Genomic DNA, 24,628 nt, shown 5'->3' with positions numbered 1-24,628 from the left:
CTCTTCCGATCTCAGCCTGCCCAGCAGGCGGCGCCGGCCGCCGCGGCCGTCGACCCTGTCGCGCGCTTGCAGCAGCTGAAAGACTTGCTGGACAAGGGCTTGATCACCGCTGCCGACTACGACACGGCCAAGGCGGAAGTGCTGAAGAAACTCACCAGCTAAGGCCCTATGCAGCAGGTTCTGTGTCCGCAGTGCGGCGCTCCGGTCAAGTTCACGTCCACGGCTTCGGTCATGGCGGTGTGCGGCGCTTGCCGCAGCACCTTGTTGAAGGATGCGGATTCGGTCAGGCGCATCGGCGAAATGGCCGATGTGCTGGAAGACTATTCGCCCCTGTGCCTGGGCGCGACCGGCAAGTCCGACAACAAGCGCTTCGACGTGATCGGCCGCATCCAGCTGCGCTTTGACGAAGGCTACTGGAACGAATGGTATGTCTGGTTCGAAGACGGGACCGACGGCTGGCTATCGGACGCCTCGGGCCAGTACGCCCTGACGCGCCGGCGCAAGGTCAAGTCCACGCAGGGCATGCCGGCGTTTGCCGACATTGCGCCCGGCGACGAACTGAAGCTGGACGGCCAGCGCTTCATCGCCGCCGACGTGCGAACCTGCAAGGCGGGCGGGGCGCAGGGCGAACTGCCGTTCGTGCCGGGCGACGGCTGGGAGGCCAAGGTGGCGGACTTCCGCAGCCTGGACGCTTTCCTGACGCTGGATTTCTCCGACGGCCCCGAGCCGGAGCTCTATATTGGCCACGCTTTCGACCTGTCCGCCATGCAGGCGGGCTCGTTACGCACTAACGAGCAGGTCGAGGAAACGGCCGGCCGGTTCCGCGGCCAGATCAAGGCGCTGGATTGCCCGAATTGCGGTGGCCCCATCAGTTTCGTGGCCGCCATGGCGACCCAGGTGGTCTGCCCGTCGTGCGCCGCCACGGTGGATTGCTCGGGCCCCACGGCCGAAGTCATCGAGAAGGCCCGCAAGGTCAAGGCCATCAAGACCACGCTGTCGCTTGGCGCGGTGGCCAAGATCGACGGCGCCAGCTTCACGTTGATCGGCCTGATGAAATGCGCCGATCCCGACCCCGAAGAACCGTCCGACTGGATCGAGTACCTGCTGTTCAACCCGATCAAGGGCTTCATCTGGCTGGTCGAGACGGACGAAGGCTGGGAGCGCGTGCAGGTATGCGACACCTGGCCCAGCTACAACAACGCGACCAGTGTGCGTTGGCGCTCCAAGCTGTACCAGAAACTGTACGACTACACCTCGCGCGTCGACGTGCCGCTGGGCGCGTTCAACTGGCGCGTCAAGGCGGGCGACACCACGAAGATCACCGACTACAAGGCCGGCACGCTGAAGCTTACGCGCGAACTGGGCGACGCCGAACTCGGCTGGTCGGCCGCCGCGCCCGTGGCCCCTGCGCAACTGGCGGAGTGGTTCGGTGACGCCGAACTGGCCAAGCAGAAGTCCCTGCCCCTCGGCGGCAAGCGGGGCGGGTACGGCAAATGGGCGTGGTTCGCGACGATCGGGATGCTCTTCTTGAACATGGGGAACATCTTCAATGGCCGCTTTGTGCCGATCTTGATCGGCCTGGCGTTCCTGTGGTTCCCCGCCAAGCTGGCGGACAAGCTTTCCGGAAAGGACGAATAGGACGATGGGCAAGTTCCTGTATGCCATCTATGCCCTGGTCGTGGTGATGGCCGCCACCGGCGCCAGCTCGCCCGGCGTGCGCATGGCCGGCGGAAGCGGCAGCAGCAGTAGCAGCAGTTGGGGCAGCAGTTCGTCCGGCAGTTCGGGCTGGTCCTCGGGCGGCTCGCACAAGTGACGGCGCATGCCACTCCGGGCCGCCACGTGCTGGCGGATTTCCGCGGCGTCGCGGCCGAGCGCCTGACGGACCCGGCCGCACTGGAATCGCAGATGGTCGCTGCCGCCCAAGCGGCGGGGGCCCAGGTCCTGAGCGCCCATTTCCATCATTTCGGCGAAGGCGCTGGCGTGACGGGCGTGGTGCTGTTGAGCGAATCCCACATCAGTATCCATTCCTGGCCCGAACACCGGTTCGCGGCCCTGGACATCTTCATGTGCGGCGCCGCGCAGCCCGAACTGGCGCTGGCCAGCCTGCAAGACGCGCTGGCGCCCGAATCGGTGCGCGTCACCACGGTCGCCCGCGGCTGATCCCGCCTTTTTCCTCGTTTGACCTGGCTCAATTTGGGCGTTGGCGGCAAATTGACTAGCGTTATATACCTACGTATATTTCGTTACCGCATCGCGATTCCCCGAGGAGAAGATCATGACCTGCAAACGCCCGATTTTGGCGCTGTCCGTGGCGCTGTCCGCCATGTGGGGCGCCAGCGCCCACGCGGGCGACCTGGTTGTGTCCGCCGCCGCCAGCCTGACCAACGCGTTCAAGGAAGTGGCCCAGGGCTACGAGAAGGAAAACCCCGGCACCAAGGTCGTCCTGAATTTCGGCGCGTCCGATGTGCTGCTGCAGCAGATCGTGAAGGGCGCGCCCGCCGACGTGTTCGCTTCGGCGGACCAGAAGGCAATGGACCGGGCCGTTGAAGAAAAGGCCGTCAAGCCCGCTTCCCGTGTGGACTTCGCGGCCAACCAGATCGTGCTGATCGTCCCGACGGACAGCAAGGCCAACATCACGGCGCTCAAGGACCTGACGCGCGACGACGTCAAGCGCATCGCCTACGGCAACCCGGCGTCCGTGCCGGTGGGCCGCTACACGCAGGGCGCGCTGGAAGCCGCCGGTCTGTGGACGGCAGTGCAGGCCAAGAGCGTGCTGGCCCAGAATGTGCGTCAAAGCCTGGACTACGTGTCGCGCGGGGAGGTGGACGCCGGCTTCGTGTTCGCGACCGACGCCGCCATCATGCCGGACAAGGTCAAGGTCGCCGTGCGCGTGCCGTCGCAGACGCCGGTGACCTATCCCATCGCCGTGACGGCGCGCGAGGCCGCCGCCAAGGAAGCCGCCGGCTTCGTGGCCTATGTGCTGTCGCCCGCCGGTCAGGCTATCCTGTCGCGCTACGGCTTCCAGAAGCCCTGAGTCTTGTTGAATTGCAGGTTTTGATGACTGATCCGGTTTGGGTGCCCCTGCTGCTATCACTGAAAGTGGCGGGCTGGGCAACGCTGCTGGCCACCTTGGCCGGCACCGCCGCGGCGTTCGCCTTGTCGCGCTGGCGCTGGCCGGGCCGCGACCTGCTGGACGCCATCCTGACCTTGCCGCTGGTGCTGCCCCCGACCGTGCTGGGCTACTACCTGCTGGTCCTGCTTGGGCGGCGCGGCGTCATCGGCGAAACGCTGGCGGGGTGGGGCATCGAACTGGTCTTCACCTGGCAGGGCGCCGTGATCGCGGCGTCCATCGTGGCGTTTCCGCTGGTGTTCAAGTCGGCGCGGGCGGCCTTCGAAAACGTGGACAGCCAACTCGAGAACGCCGCGCGCGTGCTGGGTGTCGGCGAGGCCGGCGTGTTCTTCCGCGTGACCTTGCCGCTGGCCGCCCGCGGCATCGCGGCGGGCGTGCTGCTGGCGTTTGCGCGGGCCCTGGGCGAATTCGGCGCGACCTTGATGATCGCCGGCAACCTGCCGGGCCGGACCCAGACCTTGTCGGTCGCCATCTATGAAGCCGTGCAGGCCGGGGACGACCGCACCGCCAATCTGCTGGTGCTGGTGACGTCGGTGACCTGCGTCGTGGTCCTGCTGGTGGCGGGCAAGCTGGTGCCCATCGGCGCCGGCCAGCGCAACGGAGGCGGGCGATGAGCGTCAGCATCCAGGTCAACAAGCGCATGGTGTCGGGCGACCGGCATTTCGAGCTGGACGTCGCGTTCGCGTCGTCGTCCAAGCGCATCGCCTTGTTCGGGCCATCTGGCGCGGGAAAGAGCCTGACGCTGCGCGCGGTGGCGGGCCTGCTGCGGCCGGACGCCGGGCGCATCGAGATCAACGGCCGGGTGTTGTTCGACGCGCAGGCGGGCGTCTGCCTGCCGTCGCAATCCCGCCGGGTGGCATACCTGTTCCAGGACTACGCGCTGTTCCCCCATCTGACGGTGGCGCAGAACATCGCATTCGGCTTGCGGCGCGGTTGGTTCAATCCGCCCAAGCGCGAGGTCGGGCGCGACGCGCAGCGCTGGGTCGACGCGTTCGAGCTGGGCGCCATCGTGGGCAGCTATCCGAACGAGATCTCGGGGGGGCAGAAGCAGCGCGTGGCCCTGGCGCGCGCCTTGACGCTGCAACCCGACATCCTGCTGCTGGACGAACCGTTTTCCGCGCTGGATTCCCAGTTGCGCGGCAAGATGCGCCAGGAGCTGAACACCTTGCAGCGGCAGCTGGACGTGCCGATGCTGCTGATCACGCATGACCCGGCGGATGTCGATGCCTTGGCCGACGAGGTCTTTGAAGTGCGCGACGGCAAGGTGCGCCGCCGCGACGAGGACGTGGGCGTCTGAGCGCGGCTCAGTCCAGGACGCCCAGGATCACGCTGGACGCCTTGAAGATGGCCACGGCCGGCGCGCCGACGGCCAAACCCAGGTCGGTGGCGCTGTCATTGGTGACGATGGCCACGAGCGTCGTGCCGCCATCCATGCCGATCAGGATTTCGCTGTTGACCGCGCCCGGGCGGACATCGCTGATCTTGCCCTGTAACTGGTTGCGAGCCGACAACCGCAGGCCCGGGCCGGGCGCGCCGACGATGACGGTGGAGGCCTTCACCAGCGCAATCGCCTCTTTGCCAGGCGCCAGGCCCAGTTCAGCCGTGCTTTCGCGGGTGATGGTGGCCGTGATGGTGTGGCCGCCGGCGATGCGCAGCAGGATCTCGTCATTGACGGCGCCGGTGCGCACGTCGATGACGGTGCCCAGGAATTTATTGCGTGCACTGGTTTTCAGCATGAAACGCCTCATCAGGTCGAGGTCGCCGCTGGCGTCCAGGCCGGCGCGCGTCAGATTGTCCATGAACTTCCGATGTTCGGATTCCAGCGCCCGGAATGTCGCGATCAGGCGCCGGGCGCGATCGGTCAATTGCGTGCCGCCGCCGCCCTTGCCGCCGGCCGCCCGCACGACGAGGGGTTCGCCCGCCAGGTTGTTCATGGCGTCGATGGCGTCCCAGGCCCCTTTGTAGCTCATGCCCACGGCGCGGGCGGCAGCCGTGATCGAGCCGGTGGCGTCAATCTGCGCCAGCAGGTCTATGCGGTTCTTTCCGCCCCATGTCTGGGCGCCGGAACGAAACCAGATCGAGCCGTCTAGTTCCAACATGGTCAAGTCTGTATCGGGTCAGGAGTCATCCCGGAGTGTAATGGACAGACGCCAGCGGACCCGGTGCTTCGGCGGGCGGGAATCGTGGGATGCGAATGAGATTCTGTTGAAACTTTATGGGGTTCGCGGCACTATGTTCAGGCCCTGGGCTCTCGGAGAGAACGACATGAAAGCGTTTAAAGCGTTGAAATGGGTGACGGCGGGTTCCATGACGGCATTGCTTGCGGCTTGCGCATCGGGCCCGACGGTAAAAGGCGATTACGACCACCAGGCCGACTTCGCGCAATACCGGACGTTCGGCTATATGAATCCGCTGGGCACGGACAAGGCGGGCTACAGCAGCCTGCTGACGGAACGGCTCAAGGATGCGACGCGCGGCCAGATGGAAATGCGCGGCTACGCCTATAGCGCGACCAATCCTGACCTGCTCGTCAACTTCAGCGCCAAGCTCCAGCAAAAGACACAGGTCACGCCCGCGCCGCCGCCCATGGGGCCATACTACGGTTACCGTTCGGGCTTCTACGGCGGCTGGCCCGGTTACGGCTGGGGCGACGACGTCTACCAGTACACTGAAGGCACGCTCAACATCGACCTGGTCGACACGCGCCGCAAGCAGCTGGTATGGGAGGGGGTCGCCGTGGGCGAAGTCCAGAATCCCGAAACCGCCGGCTCGCCGCAAAGCGTGGACAAGGCCGTTGCCGAGATCTTCGCCAAGTATCCGTTCCGGGCCGGCGTCGCCGCCCCGCAAGTGCCGGATAAAAGCAAACGCTAGCCTGAGGTAGTTGAATGACCACTCGCCGCAAGTCCAAGTCCAACGACACCGGCGACACGCCTCCCTATGAAACCGTCGCCCTCGTCCTGCAAGGCGGGGGCGCCTTGGGGTCCTACCAGGCAGGGGTGTACCAGGGCTTGCACGAAGCGGGCATCCGGCCCAACTGGATATCCGGCATCTCCATCGGCTCGATCAACGCGGCCATCATCGCGGGTTCCCGCGAAGATGAGCGCGTTGACCGGCTGCGGGGGTTCTGGGAAAGCATCTGCCGCCCGGCGGGGTTTGCCTCGGTGCCTTGGGGCGACACCTTGGCGGGCATGTTCGAAGGCATCCCCTTCGGATTCGGTTCACCGGCCATGAACGGCCAGTTGTCGGCGTTCCAGGCGCTATTCTCCGGGCAACCGGGCTTCTTCAAGCCGCGCTTTCCGCCGCCGTACTGGGCGCACGGTCGCGGCGCCGCTTCCACCAGCTTCTACGACACCACGCCGCTGGCCGCCACCTTGCGCCAGTTCGTGGATTTCGACTTGCTCAATAGCGGAGCGGTGCGGGCCAGCTTTGGTGTCGTGAACGTGCGCACGGGCAATTTCGCCTATTTCGACAGCCTGAAAGACACGCTGGGCCCGGAGCACATCATGGCGTCGGGCGCCTTGCCGCCGGGTTTTCCGTCTGTGGAGATCGATGGCGAACACTATTGGGACGGCGGCGTGGTGTCGAACACGCCGTTGGCCCAGGTGCTGACCACCGACAACATGCGCGACACGCTGGCGTTCCAGGTGGACTTATGGCCGGCGCGCGGCGGTTTGCCGACCACGCTGGAAGAAGTGGCCGAACGCCAGAAAGACATTCAGTATTCCAGCCGGACCCGCCTGATCACGGATCAGCTGCGGCGCGTGCTGAAGCTGCGCCATGGCCTGCAACGCCTGCTGGAGCGCCTTCCCGAAAACGAGCGCGGCGCGCCGGAGCTGGCAGAAATCCGCAAGTTGTCTCATACGCCGGCCACCAACATCATCAACCTGATCTACGAGTCCAAGCACCTTGAGCGCTTCTCTAAAGACTACGAGTTCGGCACCGAAGCCATGCGGGAACACTGGGAATCCGGCTTGTCCGATATTCGCCAGACGCTGGCCAAGCCAGGCATTCTGGCCCGGCCTACCGAGGACAGCTGCTTCGTGACACACGATATCCACCGCAACGGCAAGCGCAGCTAGGGGCAGGAATAAGACCGGTCTGATAGTTGCCGCAATTCGCCGCCAGATGCCGGAGACCCCGGTAGGCTTTCGGGACAACCTGCAACCTTGTTCCCGGATTCCGCTGCGGCCCTGCCAGGCGCGGCGGTCCTGGTGGAGATACGCCATGAATGCCCGTCAGTCCATTGCCCCTGTCCCCGACCGCATCGACGGCTGGTGGAGCCTGCTTTATCAGGGGTGGACGCTGATGGCGCCCGGCGGCGCCCGCATCGACCTGACCAGCATGGAGCGCGCCTGCTTCCTCTGCCTGCTTGGAAATCCCAGCCGCGAGCTGCTGCGCGAAGAATTGATGGCATTACGCAGCCGCACCAGCATGCGCACCCTGAATGTGGCTATTTGCCGGCTGCGCCACAAGGTTCTGCAGACCGGTACGCGCTTGCCGCTGCATACCGTGCACGGCGTGGGCTATGTGTTCCTGGGCAATCTCCGCAGCATTTCGAACGGCTGAGCCTGTTACCGATTTGTCTCTTTTGTGTATCGAGTCAAGGGCCGAAAGTCCGTAATTTCCCCAATAACTGAGTTACATTATCGGGCTATTCACGTGTCAAGCTTGCCGCATGCTTTATTCTGACCGCGCCACATTGCCGCGGTTGGCAGGCGTTGCGCCGGCTGGACACGGTTAATTGAAGCGGTTAACTACGCTACGCGGGGGTTTCAATGCGGTTTTCGCCTAAACGTGTTTCAGGTCTGGCTTTTTCCGGTGGCGTCCTCGCGCTGATATTGGCGGGATGCGGCGAAAAGCCACAGATGAACCCCGGCATGCCTCAGGTCAGCGTCATTACCGTGCAACCAGAGCGTGCGCCCATCGTCTCTGAATTGCCCGGCCGCGTGGATGCGGTGCGCGACGCGCAGATCCGTTCTCGCGTGACCGGCATCGTCCAGAAGATCACCTTCGAGCAGGGCGGCGACGTCAAGGAAAACCAGCTGCTGTTCAAGATCGATCCGGCGCCCTACAAGGCCGCCTACGATCAGGCGACGGCGCAGTTGAAGCAAGCGCAGGCGAATCTGTTCAGCGCCAAGCTGCTGGCTGACCGCTACGCGCCGCTGGTCAAGGCCAACGCCGTCAGCAAGCAGGAATACGACAACGCGGTGGCCTCGTTCCGCCAGGCGGACGCCGCCGTGGCGGCCGCCAAGGCCACGCAGGACAATGCGGCCATCAACCTGGGCTACACCGACGTCATCTCGCCCATCACGGGCCGCATCGGCAAGCCGCTGGTGACCGAAGGCGCGCTGGTCGAAGCCACCTCCGCCACGCAGATGGCCACGGTGCAGCAACTGGACCCGATCTACGTGGACTTCACCCAGTCCACCGCGGAGCTGGCGTCCCTGCGCCGCGCATTCGCCAGCGGCCAACTGCAGCAGGTGGGCAAGGACACGGCCCGCGCGACCATCGTCCTGGAAGATGGCTCCGAATACGGCCAACCGGGCAAGTTGTTGTTTACCGGCATCACCGTGGATCCGTCCACAGGGCAGGTGAACCTGCGGGCTGAAGTGCCCAACCCGGACGGCATCCTTCTGCCCGGCATGTACGTGCGCGTGCGGCTGGAGCAGGGCGTGGACGATAAGGCCCTGATGGTGCCGCAGCAGGCGCTGCAGCGCACGGCGGACGGCTTGCAGAGCCTGATGCTGGTCAAGGACAACAAGATCGAACAGATCCCCGTCACGACCGGTGGCGCCATCAAGAGCAATTGGCTTGTCACCAGTGGCCTGAAGGCGGGCGACGTGGTCGTGGTGGAGGGATTCCAGAAGGTTCGTCCTGGCGCGCCCGTGCAGGCCAGCGAGTGGAAAAAGAATGGCACGCCCACGCCGGGTGGTCAGGCTCCTGCGCAACCGGGGGCCAAGCCGGCGCAATCCGCCCCGCAGCCAGGCACCCCCCAACCTGCGCAACAGGACAAGGCCGCAGGCCAGAAATCTTAAGCGGCACGCGGCTCAAAACGCCGCGTGCCTCTTTGGTGAGCATCGCTTTCAGAGTCAGCCCACATGCCGCAATTCTTCATTGATAGACCAATTTTCGCTTGGGTAGTCGCCCTGTTCATCCTGCTGGCCGGGGTGTTGGCGATCCCGAACATGCCGATCTCGCAGTACCCGGACGTGGCGCCGCCCGCGATCACGATCACGGCTACCTACCCGGGGGCGTCGGCCAACGAAGTGGCCGAGCAGGTCACCAGCATCATCGAAGACCAGCTCAACGGCGCCAAGGGTCTGATCTACTACGAGTCGGTCAGCGATTCCTACGGCACCTCGACCATCACCGCGACCTTCGCGCCCGGGACCAATCCCGACCTTGCGCAGGTGGACGTGCAGAACCGCGTGTCCAACGTGGTGGCGCAGTTGCCCACCGCCGTGCAACAGCAGGGCCTGCAATACGAGCAGACCAGTACCGGCTTCCTGATGGTGGCGGCCGTATCGTCCACCGACGGGTCGCTGGATCAGACCGCACTGGCCGACTACATCACCCGCAACATCAAGAATCCCGTGTCGCGCGTGCCGGGCGTGGGCCAGTTCCAGCTGTTCGCCGCGCCGCGCGCCATGCGCATCTGGGTGGATCCTGCCAAGCTGGTGGGCTTTAACCTGAGCATGTCGCAGGTCAACCAGGCGATTGCCGGCCAGAACGTGGTGATCTCGGGGGGTAGCGTTGGCGCTCCGCCCAATCCTGAGTCTCAGCGCATCACCGCGACGGTCACGGCCAACGGCCAACTGAGCACGGTGGAGGGCTTCGGCAAGATCGTCCTGCGTGCCAATACCGACGGGTCTTCCGTATTCCTGCGCGATGTCGCTCGCATCGAGGTCGGTGCCGACAATTACCAGTTCGGTGCACGCCTGAACGGCAAGCCGACGGCGGCATTCGCCATCGTGTTGTCGCCGAACGCGAACGCGCTGGCCACCGCGCAGGGCGTGCGTCAGCAGATGGAGGAATTGTCAAAGTACTTCCCCGGCAACATCACCTATTCCATCCCGTACGACACCGCGCCTTACGTGAAGGTGTCCATCGAGCAGGTGCTGCACACCCTGGTCGAAGCCATGGTGCTGGTGTTCCTGGTGATGTACCTGTTCCTGCAGAACGTACGCTATACCCTGATTCCGGCGCTGGTGGTGCCGGTGGCCATGCTGGGGGCGTTCGCGGTGATGCTGGCGCTCGGTTTTTCCATCAATGTGCTGACGATGTTCGCCATGGTGCTGGCCATCGGGATTCTGGTGGACGACGCCATCGTGGTGGTGGAGAACGTCGAGCGGATCATGTCAACGGAAGGCCTGCCGCCCAAGGAGGCCACGAAAAAGGCCATGCCGCAGATCAGCGGCGCCATCATCGGCATCACACTGGTGCTGGTGACCGTGTTTCTGCCGCTGGCCTTCATGAGCGGCTCGGTGGGGGTGATCTATCGCCAGTTCTCGATCGCGATGGCGGTGTCCATCTTCTTCTCCGCGCTGCTGGCACTGACCTTTACCCCGGCGCTGTGCGCCACCATCCTCAAGCCGGTCGCCAAAGGACACCACGAGGACAAGAAGGGTTTCTTTGGCTGGTTTAACCGCAAGTTCGACGCCACCACCCACGGCTACCAGAACTGGGTATCTCGAATGCTGCACAAGGGCGGTCGCATGATGCTGGCCTTTCTGGTGCTGGTGTTGCTGCTGGGCTGGCTGTATCTGCGTCTGCCTTCGTCGTTCCTGCCCGAGGAAGACCAGGGCTATGTGGTCAGCAACATTGAACTGCCCACGGGCGCGACCGCCAACCGGACGGTGGAGGTCATCGAGCAGGTCGAGAAATACTTCTCGGACGTGCCGGCCGTCGAGAACGTGATCGCGGTGCAGGGCTATAGCTTCAACGGCAACGGTTTGAATGCGGCTATCGCCTTCGTCACGCTGAAGGATTTCAGCGAACGCAAGGATCACAAGGATTCCGCTGGCGCGATCGCCTTCCAGGCTTTCGAGAAGCAGTTGATGGGCATCCATGACGCGCAGGTGTTCACACTGGTGCCTCCCGCCATTTCGTCCCTGGGTAACGCCACGGGCTTCGACTTCCGCTTGCAGGATCGTGGTGCAGCGGGTTCCGCTGGCCTGGCGGCCGCAACTGGCCAGTTGATGGGCCTGGTCATGAAGAGTCCCGTGCTGTCGCAGGTGCGGATCACCGGCCTGGCGCCGGGCGCTCAGCTCAGCCTGACGATCGACCGCGACAAGGCGGCGACGTTGGGCGTGGATTTCAACGAGGCTGCCTCGCTGATTTCCACAGCGGTCGGTTCCGCCTATCTGAGCAAGTTCCCCAACATGGGACGGATGCAGAACATCTGGGTACAGGCCGACGCGCCATATCGCATGCAGCTCAATGATGTCCTGCAGCTCAACGCGCGCAACAGCCAGGGCGGAATGGTGCCGTTGTCGACCTTCGTCAAGGCCGAATGGAAGCAGGGCCCCGTGCAGGTGGTGCGCTACAACAGCTACGAATCCATGCGTATCAGCGGAGATGCCGCGCCAGGCTACACGACGGGCGAGGCAATGGCCGAAATGGAACGCTTGGTCGGGCAACTGCCCCAAGGCTTCGGCTACGAATGGAATGGCCTGTCCTATCAGGAACGGCAGGCCGGTAACCAGGCTCCCATTTTGATGGGTCTGTCGTTGCTGGTGGTGTTCCTGGTGCTGGCCGCGCTGTATGAAAGCTGGGCCATTCCGATCTCTGTGATGCTGGTGGTGCCGCTGGGCATGCTGGGCGCCGTGGCGTTGATTAGCGCGCTGGGCATGTCGAACGACGTGTACTTCCAGGTGGGGATGGTGACCGTGATTGGGCTGGCGGCGAAAAACGCCATCCTGATCGTGGAATTCGCCAAGGACCAATATGCGCGGGGCATGGGCCTTTACGAGTCCGCGGTGGAAGCCGCGCGGCTGCGGTTCCGGCCGATCCTGATGACGTCGCTGGCGTTCATCCTGGGCGTGGTGCCGTTGGCCATGGCCACGGGCGCCGGCGCAGCCAGCCAGCGCGCCGTGGGTCTGGGCGTGCTGGGCGGCATGTTGGCCGCCACCCCGTTTGCCGTGATCTTCGTGCCGACGTTCTTCGTGGTGGTGCTGGGCTTGTTCAAGACCCGTCCGCGCCTGCTGGGCGCCGAACTGCGCCTTTGGGAAGAAGAGCAGGCGGCCAAGAAGGCTGCCGGCGGCACGACGCCCGAGGCGCCCGGCGCGACCCATACTCCCGCACAACCCAACGGTGGCCCGGAGGGCAAGGTATGAAAGCCCTGATGTTCAAACAGACCGCCTTGTCCGCCTTCGTGGCGGTGGCGCTGGCCGGCTGCTCGCTGGCCCCTGATTACAAGCGTCCGGACGCCCCGGTGACGGGCGCCTGGCCCGATCAGCCCAAGGTCCAGTACGGCGGATACGCTAATCCTACGTCGCTGGGCTCGCAGCCTTCTACGGCGGTGATGCCGCAAGACGGCACGCCCGCGGCCGATCTGGGCTGGCGCGAGTTCTTCCGCGATCCGCGCCTGCAAAGCCTGATTTCGCTGTCGCTCGTCAACAACCGCGATCTGCGCGTGGCCGTGCAGCGCGTGGAAGAAGCGCGCGCCCAGTACGGCGTGCAGCGCGGCGCGCAATGGCCCAGCATCGGCGCCGGCATCCAGGGCCAGCGCCAGCACCTGCCCGCTAATATGCGCGTGGGCGACAGCTCGATCAGCAGCACCTACCAGGCCGGCATCGGCTTGACGACCTTCGAGATCGATTTGTTCGGCCGTTTGCGCAACCTGTCCGAGGCGGCGTACCAGCAATATCTGTCGACCGAGCAGGCGCAGAAAAGCGTGCAGATCACGCTGGTCGGTTCGGTGGCGCAGTCGTACTTCAACCTGCGCGCCGCCGAAGTCCAGCTGGAACTGACGCAGCGCACGCTGGCCTCGCGCCAGGAATCCTACAACCTGGTCAAGCGCCGTTTCGATGGCGGCGTGGCGTCCGAACTGGACTTGAACCAGTCCAAGACCTTGCTGGATACGGCATCGTCCGATCTGGCGCAGCTGGCCCGCGCTCGCGCGCAGGCGCTGAACGCGCTGGTGTTGCTGGTGGGCGCCCCGTTGCCGGAAGACTTGCCGGCGCCGGCGACTTTCGGCCGCGACCAGTTGCTGGCTACGGTGCCCTCGGGCCTGCCGTCCGACCTGCTGGAGCGCCGTCCCGACATCGTCGCGGCCGAGAACCAGCTGAAGGCGGCCAACGCCAACATCGGCGCGGCGCGCGCGGCGTTCTTCCCGACCATTTCGCTGACCGGCCTGTTGGGCGTGGCCAGCCCGTCGCTGGGCGACCTGTTCAAGGGCGGCCAGGGCTATTGGAGTTTCTCGCCATCGATCACGACGCCGCTGTTCGCGGGCGGCAGCATCCGCGAAGGGCTGAACCTGGCGAAGGCGCGCGACAACATCGCCGTGGCGCAATATGAGCAGTCCATCCAGCAGGCGTTCCGCGAAGTGTCGGACGCGCTGGCGGGCGAAGCCACGTACGGCGCGCAGCTTGACGCCCAGCGTGCGTTGCAGGATTCGTCCGCCCGTACGCTGGAACTGTCGAATCTGCGCTATACCAATGGTATCGACAGCTATCTGCAGGTGCAGACCGCGCAGGTGGACTTCTTCAATGCCCAGCTGTCGCTGGTGCAAACCGGTTTGGCCGCGCTGATCAACCGCGTGGAGCTCTACAAGGCGTTGGGCGGCGGCTGGGAAGAAACCACGAAAGAACCGACCAAAGTGACGACGACTGCTCAATGATAGAACTTGGTGTAAATATCGATCACGTTGCCACATTGCGGCAACAGCGCCATACGGCGTACCCGGATCCGGTGGCCGCCGCGCTGCGCGCGGAAGACGCCGGGGCCGACCTGATCACGCTGCATCTGCGCGAAGACCGGCGCCACATTCAGGACGCGGATGTCTATGCCATCCGCCCGCTCTTGCGTACGCGCATGAATCTGGAATGCGCGATCACCGCCGAAATGCTCGAGATCGCCTGCGCGGTCAAGCCCAGCGATGTGTGCCTGGTGCCTGAAAAGCGCACCGAACTCACTACCGAGGGCGGGCTGGAAGTGGCGGGCGCGATGGGGCCGGTGTCGGACGCCGTGGGGTTGCTGGCCGAAGCTGGCATCCGCGTGTCGCTGTTCATCGATCCGGACCCGGTGCAGATCGCCGCGGCGGCCAAGGCCGGCGCGCCGGTGATCGAATTGCACACGGGCGCCTATGCCGAAGCCGAGGGCGACGCCGCCCAGGCGGAACTGCAACGCATCCGTCTGGCCGTCACCGAAGGCCTGCGCCATGGCCTGCGCGTGAACGCGGGGCACGGCCTGCACGTCGGCAACGTGTCGCCGGTCGCTGCCATCGACGGTATTTCCGAACTGAATATCGGCCATGCCATCGTGGCGCAAGCGGTGTTCGACGGTTGGGAGAAAGCGGTGCGCGACATGAAGGCGCTGATGGTGCAGGCCCGCCTGCAAGCGCTGCGCGGCCGGTGACGAGGCCTTTGCAAGCCCATGTCTGACGCGCCCAAAACGCCTGCGCCCGCTGGTGCCATCGCCGGCATCGGCATGGACCTTTTGCGCATCGACCGCATCGAGCGCGCACTGGAGCGCCACGGCGATCGCTTTGCGGAAAAGATCCTGGGCGTGGAAGAATTGCAGAAGTTCCAGGCGCGCCGTGCCCGGGATCCGGTGCGCGGTGTGCGTTTCCTGGCCACCCGCTTTGCGGCCAAGGAAGCGTTCTCGAAAGCGATCGGCCTGGGCATGCGCATGCCCATGACGTGGCGTCGCGTGCAGACCCTGAATGCCCCTGGCGGGCGCCCGGTGCTGGTGATCGCGCCCGAACTGCTGGATTGGTATAACCAGCGCTTCGGCGCGGCGCACGTCTCCATCACCGACGAATCCGACATGGCCGCCGCGTACGTGGTGGTCGAACGCAAGCCCTGAGCCCGGCCCCGACAAACGGGGGCCCCGGCGTAGGATTGCCTGACTTAGACACAAGGACAGCCCCATGGCCAAGAAAAAATCCAAGGCGGTCCTGCCCCCCGGCCCCGTGATGGTCGATGTGGCGGGATACACGCTGACCCAGGAAGAGAAGGTCCGCCTGCGCCATCCGTTGGTGGGCGGCGTGATCCTCTTTGCCCGCAATTTCGAAAGCCGCAAGCAGCTGACCAAGCTGACGCGCCAGATCCACAAGGCCCGCAAGGAGCCGCTGCTGATCCTGGTGGACCACGAAGGCGGCCGCGTGCAGCGCTTCCGCGAGGATGGTTTCACCGCCTTGCCCGCCATGCGCGACCTGGGCATGTTGTGGGACCGCGATCCGCTTCAGGCCATGCGCCTGGCGACCGAGGCCGGCTATGTGCTGGCCGCCGAGCTGCGCGCCTGCGGCGTGGACATGAGCTTCACGCCCGTGCTGGACCTGGACTACGGCGTCAGCAAGGTGATCGGCAACCGCGCGTTCCACACCGATCCGCGCGTGGTCGCCATGCTGTCGCGCGCCTTGATCCAGGGGCTGGCCCTGGCCGGCATGTCCGCCTGCGGCAAGCATTTCCCGGGCCATGGCTTCGTGGGCGCGGATTCCCATCACGAGATTCCCGTGGACCCGCGCGGGCTGGACGAGATCCTCAAGGACGACGCCGCGCCGTACGCCTGGCTGGGCGATGCCGTGCTGCCGTCCGTGATGCCGGCGCACGTGATCTACCCCAAGGTCGACAAGCATCCGGCCGGTTTCTCCAAGCGCTGGGTGCAGGACATCCTGCGCAAGCGCCTGGGCTATGACGGCGTGGTGTTTTCGGACGACCTGACGATGGAAGGCGCATCGGTGGCCGGCGACATCCTGGACCGTGCCAACGCCGCCTTGCGCGCCGGCTGCGACATGGTGCTGGTGTGCAATCGGCCGGACCTGGCCGACGAGCTGCTGTCGCGCCTGAAGTTCGACCACGCGCCCGAATCGGTCGAACGCATCCGCCGCCTGATGCCGCGTTTCGATGCGCCCGACTGGGATACCTTGCAGGCAGAACGCCGCTATCAGAATGCCCGACGACTTCAATCTCAAATCGTTCCTGGCTGACCTGCCGCACCTGCCGGGTGTCTATCGGCACCTGGATGCGGCGGGTGAAGTCATGTATGTCGGCAAGGCGCGCGACCTGAAGAAGCGCGTCTCGTCGTATTTCCAGAAGAACCTGGCCAGCCCCCGCATCGCCCAGATGGTGTCGAAGGTGGCCCGGCTGGAGGTGACGGTCACGCGCTCGGAAGCCGAAGCGCTGATCCTGGAAAACAACCTCATCAAGAGCCTGAAGCCGCGCTACAACATCCTGTTCCGCGACGACAAGTCTTACCCCTATCTGCTGATCACGGGCCATGAATGGCCGCGCATCGCCTACTACCGCGGCGCGACGAACAAGCGGGGCCAGTACTTCGGGCCGTTCCCCAACGCCTGGGCCGTGCGCGAGACCATCCAGATCCTGCAAAAGGTCTTCCGCTTGCGCACCTGTGAGGACACGGTCTTCGCCAACCGCTCGCGGCCCTGCCTGCTGCATCAGATCGGGCGCTGTTCGGCGCCTTGCGTGGGCGCGATCGAAGCGGCGGAGTATGAACGCGACGTACAGCGCGCGGTGCGCTTCCTGAACGGCGAAGCCAAGGATGTGATGGGCGAGATCGAGGCCCGCATGCAGCAGGCGGCGGGCGAGTTGCGCTTCGAGGAAGCCGCGGCGCTGCGCGACCAGATGGGATCGCTGGCGCGCGTCTTGCACCAGCAGACCATGGAGAACACCAGCGGTGAAGACACCGACATCATCGCGGTGGCCGTGGCCGGCGGCAAGGTCTGTGTGAACCTGGCGATGGTGCGGGGCGGCCGCCACCTGGGCGACAAGCCGTTCTTTCCGTCGCATGCCGAAGGCGAAGCCGCGCCCCAGGTGCTGGAGGCGTTCGTTGCCCAGCACTACACCGACAATGCCATGCCACCCGTGCTGGTCGGTTCCCACGCCTTGCCCGACCCGGACCTGATCGGCCTGCTGGTCGAGCAGGCGGGCGGGCGGCCGTCCAGGATGCTGACGCGTCCACAGGGCGCCCGCCGTTCGTGGCTGGAGCAGGCGCTGAAAAACGCCGAAATGGCGCTGGCCCGGGCCTTGACCGAATCCGGCGCCCGCGCGGGTCGCACCCTGGCGCTGGCCGAAGCGCTGGACCTGGACACGGACGAAGCCGCGCTGGACGCGCTGCGCATTGAATGTTTCGACATCAGCCACACCGCTGGCGAGGCGACCCAGGCGTCCTGTGTGGTGTTCGAGCACCACGACATGCAGCCGTCGCTGTATCGCCGTTACAACATCGCCGGCATCACGCCGGGCGACGACTACGCCGCGATGCGCCAGGTGCTGACGCGCCGCTTCGCCAAAGTGGCCGACGGCGATGCGCAGATGCCCGGCCTGGTGCTGATTGATGGCGGCAAGGGCCAGGTGGAAGTGGCCCGCAAGGTTTTCGTGGAATTGGGCCTGGATATCCAGACGCTGGTGGGCGTGGCCAAGGGAGAAGGGCGCAAGGTCGGCCTGGAAACGCTGGTGTTCGCCGACGAACGGCCTCCGGTCGCTCTGGGGGGCGAATCCGCCGCGCTGATGTTGATCGCCCAGGTGCGCGACGAGGCGCACCGTTTCGCCATTACCGGCATGCGCGCCCGGCGCGCCAAGACGCGCAACGTGTCGCGGCTGGAAGAGATCGAAGGCGTGGGCGCCCGGCGGCGCCAGCGGTTGCTGGCCCGGTTCGGTGGGTTTTCGGGGGTGGCTTCCGCCAGCATCGAAGACCTGGCGTCGGTGGACGGCATTTCCCAGGATCTGGCCGAACGTATCTACGAGGCCTTGCGTGGATAACCGCTACGCCTGCCCCCGGCACGGCCAGCGGGCGGCCGCCGTGGCGTGCCGATACAGCCAGCGTCACCCGGCTGATGTAGCATACGGACACTATGCCAATTAACGTTCCCATTATCCTGACATGGCTGCGCATCGCCATGATTCCGCTGGTGGTCGGGCTGTTCTACCTGCCCGAAAGCTGGATGTCGGTCCCCACGCGCGACACGTTTGCCGCGTGGGCGTTCATCATTGCGGCGCTGACCGACTGGTTCGACGGATGGCTGGCCCGCCGCTGGAACCAGACTTCGGCCTTCGGCGCCTTCCTGGATCCCGTCGCCGACAAGCTGATGGTGTGCGCCGCGTTGATCGTCCTGCTGGACTTGAGCCGCGTCGACGCGTTCATCTCGCTGATCATCATCGGCCGTGAAATCACCATTTCGGCGTTGCGCGAATGGATGGCCAAGATCGGCGCCAGCGCCAGCGTGGCGGTGCACCGCCTGGGCAAGTTCAAGACGGCGGCCCAGATGGTGGCGATTCCCTGCCTGCTGTACAACCAGCCCGTCTACGGCGTCAGCACCAAGCTGCTGGGCGACGTGCTGATCATCGTCGCGGCGGTGCTGACGGTCTGGTCGATGCTGTACTACCTGCAGCGCGCCTGGCCCGCCATCCGCGAGAAGGCGCTGTAAGGCGTCTGGCGCTACCCTGATTCCCACACGGCGGCGCGGCTCGCGCAAGGCGGCCGCCGTGACAGTCCAAGAGCGATGGCCGGCATGATCCGGCCCGGCCTTGCCGCCGCATTCGCCAAGAACACGACGCCCGGGCCGCCCGGACGTCGCCGGAGACAACCCGCGCACCGCCTCAAGGCGGGCGCCACTCGCCGCTGCCGCGGCCTTTTGCAATGAACACCCCTGCGAATACCTTGCCTTCGGACGCCGACGTCCGCCGGCGTGACTGGAAGACGATCCTGCTGATCGGCGTCGCGCACGCCGCCTCGCATTTCTTCCAACTGGTGCTGCCCTTGCTCAACGTGTCGCTGGCCAACGAATTCGGGCTGGACTTCGCCCGGGTCGGCGCGCTAGTGGCGACTTTCTACGTGGTGTCCGGCATCGGCCAGGCATCGTCTGGCTTCGTCGTCGATCGCATCGGGGCGCGGCCCGTGCTCTGGTTCGGGTTGACGTGCTTCGTCCTGTCCGGCCTGCTGATCGGCTCGGCCAACGGCTACACCATGCTGATGGCGGCTGCCGTGGTTGGCGGCATCGGGAATTCGGTCTTCCACCCGGCCGACTATTCCATCATCAACCACCGCATCACGGCGTCCCGCCTGGGCCACGCGTTCTCGGCGCACGGGCTGACGGGCAACCTGGGCTGGGCATTGACGCCGGTCTTCATGACGACGATCACCTTGCTGGCCGACTGGCGCGTGGCGGCCTACAGCGCCGCCGGCCTGGTGGCCGCGGTGCTGTTGCTGACGGTGTTGGGCCGCGACCTGCTTGGCGGCCCGACGGGTATGGAAACGGATACCCACGGCGACACGAAGGCCGCGAAACCGGCGGCCAGGCCGCAAGAGAGCGTGCTGACCACGCTGGCGACGCTGCTGTCCAAGCCGGCGCTGTGGGGCGCGTTCCTGTTCTTCGCTTGCACGTCGGTAGCCCTGTCTTCCGTGCAGAACTACACGATCCCGTTGCTGGACCAGTTGTACGGCCTGTCCGAAGTGCTGGCCAGTTCGGCGCTGTCGGGCTACATGGTGGCGTCCGCCGTGGGCATGGCCGCCGGCGGCTTCCTGGTGTCCGCCAACCCGCGCACCGAACGCACGGTGATGGTGGCGCTGATGCTGGCCGGCCTGACGCTGGTGGTGCTGGCGCTGGGCCTGGTGCCTGCCGCGCTGGCGGCGCCCGTGGTAGGGCTGGCTGGCTTCTGCTCGGGCGTGGCCGCGCCGTCGCGCGACATGCTGATCCGCCGCGTGACGCCGAAAGGCTCGACCGGTTCGGTCTACGGCCTGGTGTATTCGGGCATGGATGTGGGGTCGGCGCTGGGGCCCTTGGCCTTCGGCCTGTTGCTGGACGCGGGATTGCGCCAGGGCCCATGGGTGGGCGCCGGCGTGGCGTTCGCCGTGGCCGCGTTGCTGGCCCAGTGGATCGCGGTGCAGGCGCGCCGCGCGGATCCCGTCGTGGCGGGGGGCGTGGCCGCCCGATCCTGATCGGGACGCCGCTTAAAGCGGCACGCAGCAAAAAAGGCGCACCCGAGGGTGCGCCTTTTTTGCTTTCCAAGGGTCAGGCGTGCGCCTCGATGTGCGCCGCAATGGCGCGGCCAATGTCTTCGGTGCGGGCGTTGCCGCCCAGGTCGGGCGTGCGGGGGCCGTCCTTGAGGCAGTGTTCGATGGCACGCAGGATGGCGTCGTGCGCGTCCTGGCTGCCCAGGAACTGCAGCATCAGCGCGCCTGACCAGATCATGGCGATGGGGTTGGCGATTCCCTGGCCGTAGATGTCCGGCGCCGAACCGTGCACGGGTTCGAACAGTGACGGAAACTTGCGTTCCGGGTTCAGGTTCGCGGACGGCGCGATGCCGATGGTGCCGGTGCACGCGGGCCCCAGGTCCGACAGGATGTCGCCGAACAGGTTGGACGCCACCACGACGTCGAAGCGCTGCGGTTGCAGCACGAAGCGCGCCGCCAGGATGTCGATGTGCTGCTTGTCGGTTTTGACATCTGGATAGTGCTTGCCCATTGCGTCGGCGCGTTCGTCCCACCACGGCATGCTGATGGCGATGCCGTTGCTTTTGGTGGCCACAGTAAGTTGCTTGCGTTCACGGCGGTTGGCCAATTCGAAGGCGTAGCGCATGACGCGGTCGGTGCCGTGCCGCGTGAACACGGATTCCTGGATGACGATTTCGCGGTCGGTATCGGCGAACAGGCGGCCGCCCAGATTGGTGTATTCGCCTTCCGTGTTCTCGCGCACGATGAAAAAGTCGATGTCGCCCGCGCGGCGGCCGGCCAGCGGGCAGGGTACGCCGTCGAACAGGCGCACATGGCGCAGATTGATGTATTGGTCGAATTCGCGGCGGAATTTCAAGAGCGAACCCCACAGCGAAATGTGGTCCGGCACGGTCGCGGGCCAGCCCACGGCGCCGAAGAAGATCGCGTCGTAGCCTTGCAGCTGGGCCTTCCAGTCGGCCGGCATCATCTCGCCATGTTGCGCGTAGTAGTCGCAATTGGCCCAGGGGAACGTATCGATCTGCAGGGCCAGGCCGAAACGCTTGGCGGCGGCCTCGACGGCGCGCAGGCCTTCGGGCATGACTTCATTGCCGATGCCGTCGCCGGCGATGGCCGCGATTTTGAAAACGTGGGTCATGGTGTGGGATAGCGGAGTTGAAAATGGAATGGGCCATCGTAGGCGGAGGCGGCGGCAATCTACAATGGACCATGTCGTGAATTGACTATGCACATATCGTGAATAATGACCTGCTCCCCGCCGACCTCCGCGTTTTCAACGCGGTGGCGCGCGCGTCCAGCTTTTCCAAGGCTGCGGAAGACTTGGGCATGTCGCCCGCTTATGTCACCAAGCGCATCCGCCTGATGGAGGAAAGCCTGGGCATCAAGCTGTTCCACCGCACCACGCGCCGCGTGGTCATCAGCGAGGGCGGCGAACGCGTCTATCACTGGGCGCAGCGGGTGTTGGACGACATGGACCATCTGGTCGAAGAGGTCAGCGTCGCGCGGCGCGAACCGCGTGGCCTGCTTCGGGTATGCAGCAGCTTCGGCTTTGGCCGGCGCGTGGTGGCGCCGGCGCTGTCGGCGTTCGTGGGCCAGCATCCCGCGATGCAGGTGCGCTTCGACGTGGCCGACCGCCTGATCGATGTGGCGGCCGAAGGCTATGACCTGGACGTGCGGGTGGGTGACGACATTGCCCCGCATGTGATCGCGCGCAAGATCGCCACCAATCATCGCGTCCTGTGCGCGGCGCCTTCCTATCTGGCGGCGCGCGGCGTGCCTCGCACGCTGGCCGACTTGCCGGCGCACGACTGCCTGGTCATCAAAGAGCGCGACCATCCCTTCGGCGTGTGGCGCGTGCATCGCGGGCGCAGCGCGCATACCGTAAAGGTGCGCGGGCCCCTGTCCGCCAACAACGGCGAAATGGTGGTGCAGTGGGCCGTGGACGGGCGCGGCATCATTCTGCGTTCGATGTGGGACGTGGGGCCGCTGATCGCCCAGGGCAAGCTGGTGCAGGTGCTGGCGCAATACCGCCAGGAAGCGAACGTGTGGGCCGTGTATCCGACGCGCCTGAACGCGTCGGCCAAGGTGCGGGTGTGCGTGGACTTCCTGGAAGCCCATCTTCGTACCCACGCGCCGCTCGACTGACTGCGGACCAAAGGCTGATCCGCTTGTTGCGGCATATCAAACCGGCGTTACGCCGGTTGCCGGGCTGCGCCGCGGGTTGACACGCAGCAAGGCCGCGGCAGGTTCCTCCCGATGTAATAACCATAGACAAGTGGTGGTTATTCAACAGGAGAATGCAGATGAGAAAGCAGCGCGCGTTGCTGGCGGCAGGTGTCGTCCTGGGCTTGTGGGCGGGCCACGCGGCGGGGAACCCCAGGCAGGAACCGATCCAGCCTATCGAAGCGGCGGGGGTCAAGGACCCGGCCAAAGTGGAACTGGGCAAGAAGCTGTTCTTCGATCCGCGCCTGTCGCGCTCGGGCGCCATTTCTTGTAATTCTTGCCACAACCTGGGTATGGGCGGCTCCGACAACCTGAAGGCCTCCATCGGCCATAAGTGGCAGCAGGGCTCGATCAATTCGCCCACGGTGCTGAACTCCAGCCTGAACATCGCACAGTTCTGGGACGGCCGCGCGAAGGATCTGCGCGAGCAGGCGGGCGGCCCCATCGCCAACCCGATGGAGATGGCGTCTTCGCACGAATTGGCGGTGCAGGTGCTGAACTCCATCCCGGGCTACCGTGCGGAATTCAAGCAGGTGTTCGGCAAGGACGGCATCACGATCGACGAGGTGACGGGCGCGCTGGCTGCCTTCGAGGAAACGCTGGTGACGCCGAATTCGCGTTTCGACCAGTGGCTCAAAGGCGATGACCGGGCATTGACGGTGAAGGAACTGGCGGGCTACACGCTGTTCAAGAACAGCGGTTGCGTTGCCTGCCACAACGGCGTGGCCGTGGGCGGCAATTCATTCCAGAAGATGGGGCTCGTCGAGCCCTACAAGACCGACAATAAGGCCGAGGGCCGGGCCGGGGTGACGGGCAAGGACGCCGACCGTTTCAACTTCAAGGTGCCGACGCTGCGCAATGTGGCGCTGACCTATCCGTACTTCCACGACGGCGAGGCCGCCACGCTGACGCAAGCGGTGGATGTGATGGGCCGCCTGCAACTGGGCCGCAAATTCACGCCGGAAGAGAACGCGGACATCGTCGCGTTCCTGAAGACGCTGACGGGCGACCAGCCGGTGATCCAATACCCGGTGCTGCCGCCGTCCGAAGACGGCACGCCCCGGCCCGAGCCCTTTGTGAAGTAGGCCGGGGGCAGGGCGCGGCACTTATTGGCGGACGGTGCGCACGTCCGCCGGGGGCGCGGCTTCGACATTGCTGCGCCACGGGTTGATGTCGAGCCCGCCGCGTCGCGTGTAGCGCGCGTAGACCGTCAATTGCTCGGGCGCGCAGGCCTGCATGATGTCGCTGAAGATGCGTTCGACGCAGTGCTCGTGGAATTCCGCGTGCTGGCGGAAGGACACGACGTAGCGCAGCAGCGATTCGCGGTCGATGGGGGCGCCGCGGTAGCGGATCTGCACGCTGGCCCAGTCCGGCTGGCCGGTGACCGGGCAGTTGGATTTCAACAGGCGCGAGGCCAGCGTCTCTTCGACGATGTCGCCAGGGCGGGTGCGCAGCACGTCGGGCGCGGGCTCGTAGGTATCGATCTCGATATCCAGCTTGTCGATATAGATGCCGTCCATCTCGCCCATGCGCAATTCGGAAAAGCGCTGCGGCAGGAAGAAGTCCAGGCCTACGGGCGCGCCGGCGGCGGCGCTCAGATCGCGTTCCAGGCGGCCCCGCAGGGCGGCCGAGTTGACCAGGCGGGTCTGGTTGAACGAGTTCAGATACAGCTTGAACGACTTGGATTCGATGATGTTGGGGCTATCGGCCGGCACCGAAAACGTGGCCATGGCCACGCGCGGCTTGCCTTTGGCGTCCAGCCACGAGAGCTCGTAGGCGTTCCACAGGTCCACACCCGTGAAGGGCAGGTTGCCGGCGGTGAGGTTCAGCGCCGCGCGGTTGTGCGAACGCGCAATGGGAAAAAGCAGCGAGGGGTCGTATTGCGAGGCGTAGGCCACGCTCTGGCCCAGCGGGCCGTGAGACAGGGTCATAGCGGAATCAGGGAATCAGCGGGAATGGAGGCATTGTAGGCGGTCCGAAAACCGGTGATTTTTCGTATTGTGAAATGTAAGTCTCGTCATGTGAAAGTCCCTGCTGCTCTGCAACGAGCGCCCATTTCACAGATGACAATATCGTTCCATAATGCGAAACGATGAGTCTAAGTTGATGATTATAAAGATAAACATTTTTCATCTTCTATAAGAC

The 24,628-nt window shown here is 65.3% G+C and carries 24 protein-coding genes; 21 read left to right on the top strand and 3 right to left on the bottom strand.

Annotation, left to right across the window (positions count from 1 at the left end; genetic code table 11):
* The 7 genes from HG262_RS10555 to HG262_RS10525 all read left to right on the top strand — a co-directional run.
* Nucleotides 1–162 (top strand): SHOCT domain-containing protein (locus tag HG262_RS10555; protein ID WP_169270973.1); only part of this gene is annotated, 162 nt, incomplete at its 5' end.
* 6 nt (nt 163–168) lie between these two features.
* Nucleotides 169–1,638, top strand: coding sequence for a DUF4178 domain-containing protein (locus HG262_RS10550; protein WP_169270972.1), 1,470 nt, complete (start codon nt 169–171; stop codon nt 1,636–1,638).
* A gap of 4 nt (nt 1,639–1,642) precedes the next feature.
* A complete protein-coding gene (locus HG262_RS10545) occupies nt 1,643–1,813 on the top strand; it encodes a hypothetical protein (protein WP_169270971.1) in 171 nt (56 codons plus the stop codon).
* Nucleotides 1,810–2,160, top strand: a complete 351-nt coding sequence (gene speD / locus HG262_RS10540) for an adenosylmethionine decarboxylase (protein WP_169270970.1) — start codon at nt 1,810–1,812, stop codon at nt 2,158–2,160. Before HG262_RS10545 ends, speD begins: the two co-directional genes overlap by 4 nt.
* A 115-nt stretch (nt 2,161–2,275) precedes the next feature.
* Complete coding sequence (modA, locus tag HG262_RS10535; protein WP_169270969.1) at nt 2,276–3,034, top strand: molybdate ABC transporter substrate-binding protein; 759 nt, start codon at nt 2,276–2,278, stop codon at nt 3,032–3,034.
* A 23-nt stretch (nt 3,035–3,057) separates the two neighbouring features.
* Nucleotides 3,058–3,744 (top strand): molybdate ABC transporter permease subunit, encoded by a 687-nt coding sequence (gene modB, locus HG262_RS10530; RefSeq protein ID WP_169270968.1) that lies wholly within the window; start codon nt 3,058–3,060, stop codon nt 3,742–3,744.
* A complete protein-coding gene (locus tag HG262_RS10525; RefSeq protein WP_169270967.1) occupies nt 3,741–4,427 on the top strand; it encodes an ATP-binding cassette domain-containing protein in 687 nt (228 codons plus the stop codon). The genes modB and HG262_RS10525 overlap by 4 nt, the downstream gene beginning before the upstream one ends.
* A 7-nt stretch (nt 4,428–4,434) precedes the next feature.
* Here the strand turns inward: HG262_RS10525 and HG262_RS10520 are convergent, their stop codons facing one another.
* Nucleotides 4,435–5,229, bottom strand: coding sequence for a TOBE domain-containing protein (locus HG262_RS10520; RefSeq protein ID WP_169270966.1), 795 nt, complete (start codon nt 5,227–5,229; stop codon nt 4,435–4,437).
* Nucleotides 5,230–5,395: 166 nt separating this feature from the next.
* Here HG262_RS10520 and HG262_RS10515 point away from each other — a divergent pair, with 166 nt between their 5' ends.
* The 12 genes from HG262_RS10515 to HG262_RS10460 all read left to right on the top strand — a co-directional run bounded on the left by HG262_RS10515 (nt 5,396) and on the right by HG262_RS10460 (nt 20,248).
* Entirely contained in the window at nt 5,396–6,001 is a 606-nt protein-coding gene (locus HG262_RS10515; RefSeq protein ID WP_169270965.1) for a DUF4136 domain-containing protein, read from the top strand.
* A 14-nt stretch (nt 6,002–6,015) separates the two neighbouring features.
* A complete protein-coding gene (locus HG262_RS10510) occupies nt 6,016–7,209 on the top strand; it encodes a patatin-like phospholipase family protein (protein ID WP_169270964.1) in 1,194 nt (397 codons plus the stop codon).
* Between the two features lie 145 nt (nt 7,210–7,354).
* A complete protein-coding gene (locus tag HG262_RS10505; protein WP_169270963.1) occupies nt 7,355–7,696 on the top strand; it encodes a winged helix-turn-helix domain-containing protein in 342 nt (113 codons plus the stop codon).
* A gap of 209 nt (nt 7,697–7,905) precedes the next feature.
* Nucleotides 7,906–9,165, top strand: coding sequence for an efflux RND transporter periplasmic adaptor subunit (locus tag HG262_RS10500; RefSeq protein ID WP_169270962.1), 1,260 nt, complete (start codon nt 7,906–7,908; stop codon nt 9,163–9,165).
* A gap of 63 nt (nt 9,166–9,228) precedes the next feature.
* Nucleotides 9,229–12,465, top strand: a complete 3,237-nt coding sequence (locus HG262_RS10495) for a multidrug efflux RND transporter permease subunit (RefSeq protein WP_169270961.1) — start codon at nt 9,229–9,231, stop codon at nt 12,463–12,465.
* Complete coding sequence (locus tag HG262_RS10490; RefSeq protein ID WP_169270960.1) at nt 12,462–13,970, top strand: efflux transporter outer membrane subunit; 1,509 nt, start codon at nt 12,462–12,464, stop codon at nt 13,968–13,970. The genes HG262_RS10495 and HG262_RS10490 overlap by 4 nt, the downstream gene beginning before the upstream one ends.
* Entirely contained in the window at nt 13,967–14,707 is a 741-nt protein-coding gene (gene pdxJ / locus HG262_RS10485; RefSeq protein WP_169270959.1) for a pyridoxine 5'-phosphate synthase, read from the top strand. The genes HG262_RS10490 and pdxJ overlap by 4 nt, the downstream gene beginning before the upstream one ends.
* 18 nt (nt 14,708–14,725) lie before the next feature.
* Nucleotides 14,726–15,157 carry a holo-ACP synthase gene (acpS, locus tag HG262_RS10480; RefSeq protein ID WP_169270958.1) on the top strand — a complete coding sequence of 144 codons (432 nt, stop codon included), beginning with the start codon at nt 14,726–14,728 and terminating at the stop codon, nt 15,155–15,157.
* 64 nt (nt 15,158–15,221) lie between these two features.
* The gene (gene nagZ, locus HG262_RS10475; RefSeq protein ID WP_169270957.1) at nt 15,222–16,280 is read left to right on the top strand and encodes a beta-N-acetylhexosaminidase; all 1,059 of its coding nucleotides are present in this window, start codon (nt 15,222–15,224) and stop codon (nt 16,278–16,280) included.
* Nucleotides 16,243–18,072: an excinuclease ABC subunit UvrC gene (uvrC, locus tag HG262_RS10470; RefSeq protein WP_169270956.1), complete on the top strand. Its 1,830-nt coding sequence runs from the start codon at nt 16,243–16,245 to the stop codon at nt 18,070–18,072. The genes nagZ and uvrC overlap by 38 nt, the downstream gene beginning before the upstream one ends.
* Nucleotides 18,073–18,164: 92 nt before the next feature.
* Entirely contained in the window at nt 18,165–18,737 is a 573-nt protein-coding gene (gene pgsA / locus HG262_RS10465; RefSeq protein WP_169270955.1) for a CDP-diacylglycerol--glycerol-3-phosphate 3-phosphatidyltransferase, read from the top strand.
* 212 nt (nt 18,738–18,949) lie between these two features.
* Nucleotides 18,950–20,248, top strand: coding sequence for an MFS transporter (locus HG262_RS10460; RefSeq protein WP_169270954.1), 1,299 nt, complete (start codon nt 18,950–18,952; stop codon nt 20,246–20,248).
* Between the two features lie 73 nt (nt 20,249–20,321).
* Here HG262_RS10460 and HG262_RS10455 read toward each other — a convergent pair whose 3' ends face one another.
* Nucleotides 20,322–21,398 carry a tartrate dehydrogenase gene (locus HG262_RS10455; protein WP_169270953.1) on the bottom strand — a complete coding sequence of 359 codons (1,077 nt, stop codon included), beginning with the start codon at nt 21,396–21,398 and terminating at the stop codon, nt 20,322–20,324.
* A 98-nt stretch (nt 21,399–21,496) separates the two neighbouring features.
* Between HG262_RS10455 and HG262_RS10450 the strand changes: the two genes are divergently transcribed.
* Together HG262_RS10450 and HG262_RS10445 are read left to right on the top strand one after the other, a co-directional pair.
* Complete coding sequence (locus tag HG262_RS10450; RefSeq protein WP_169270952.1) at nt 21,497–22,405, top strand: LysR substrate-binding domain-containing protein; 909 nt, start codon at nt 21,497–21,499, stop codon at nt 22,403–22,405.
* Between the two features lie 158 nt (nt 22,406–22,563).
* Nucleotides 22,564–23,568: a cytochrome-c peroxidase gene (locus HG262_RS10445; RefSeq protein ID WP_169270951.1), complete on the top strand. Its 1,005-nt coding sequence runs from the start codon at nt 22,564–22,566 to the stop codon at nt 23,566–23,568.
* Between the two features lie 21 nt (nt 23,569–23,589).
* Here HG262_RS10445 and queF read toward each other — a convergent pair whose 3' ends face one another.
* Nucleotides 23,590–24,414, bottom strand: coding sequence for an NADPH-dependent 7-cyano-7-deazaguanine reductase QueF (gene queF, locus HG262_RS10440; protein WP_169270950.1), 825 nt, complete (start codon nt 24,412–24,414; stop codon nt 23,590–23,592).
* Between the last annotated feature and the right edge of the window lie 214 nt (nt 24,415–24,628).

It is taken from the genome of Achromobacter sp. Bel (assembly GCF_012928505.1).
Lineage (GTDB): Bacteria > Pseudomonadota > Gammaproteobacteria > Burkholderiales > Burkholderiaceae_B > Achromobacter.
This window is presented reverse-complemented; position numbering and strand designations above follow the sequence as displayed.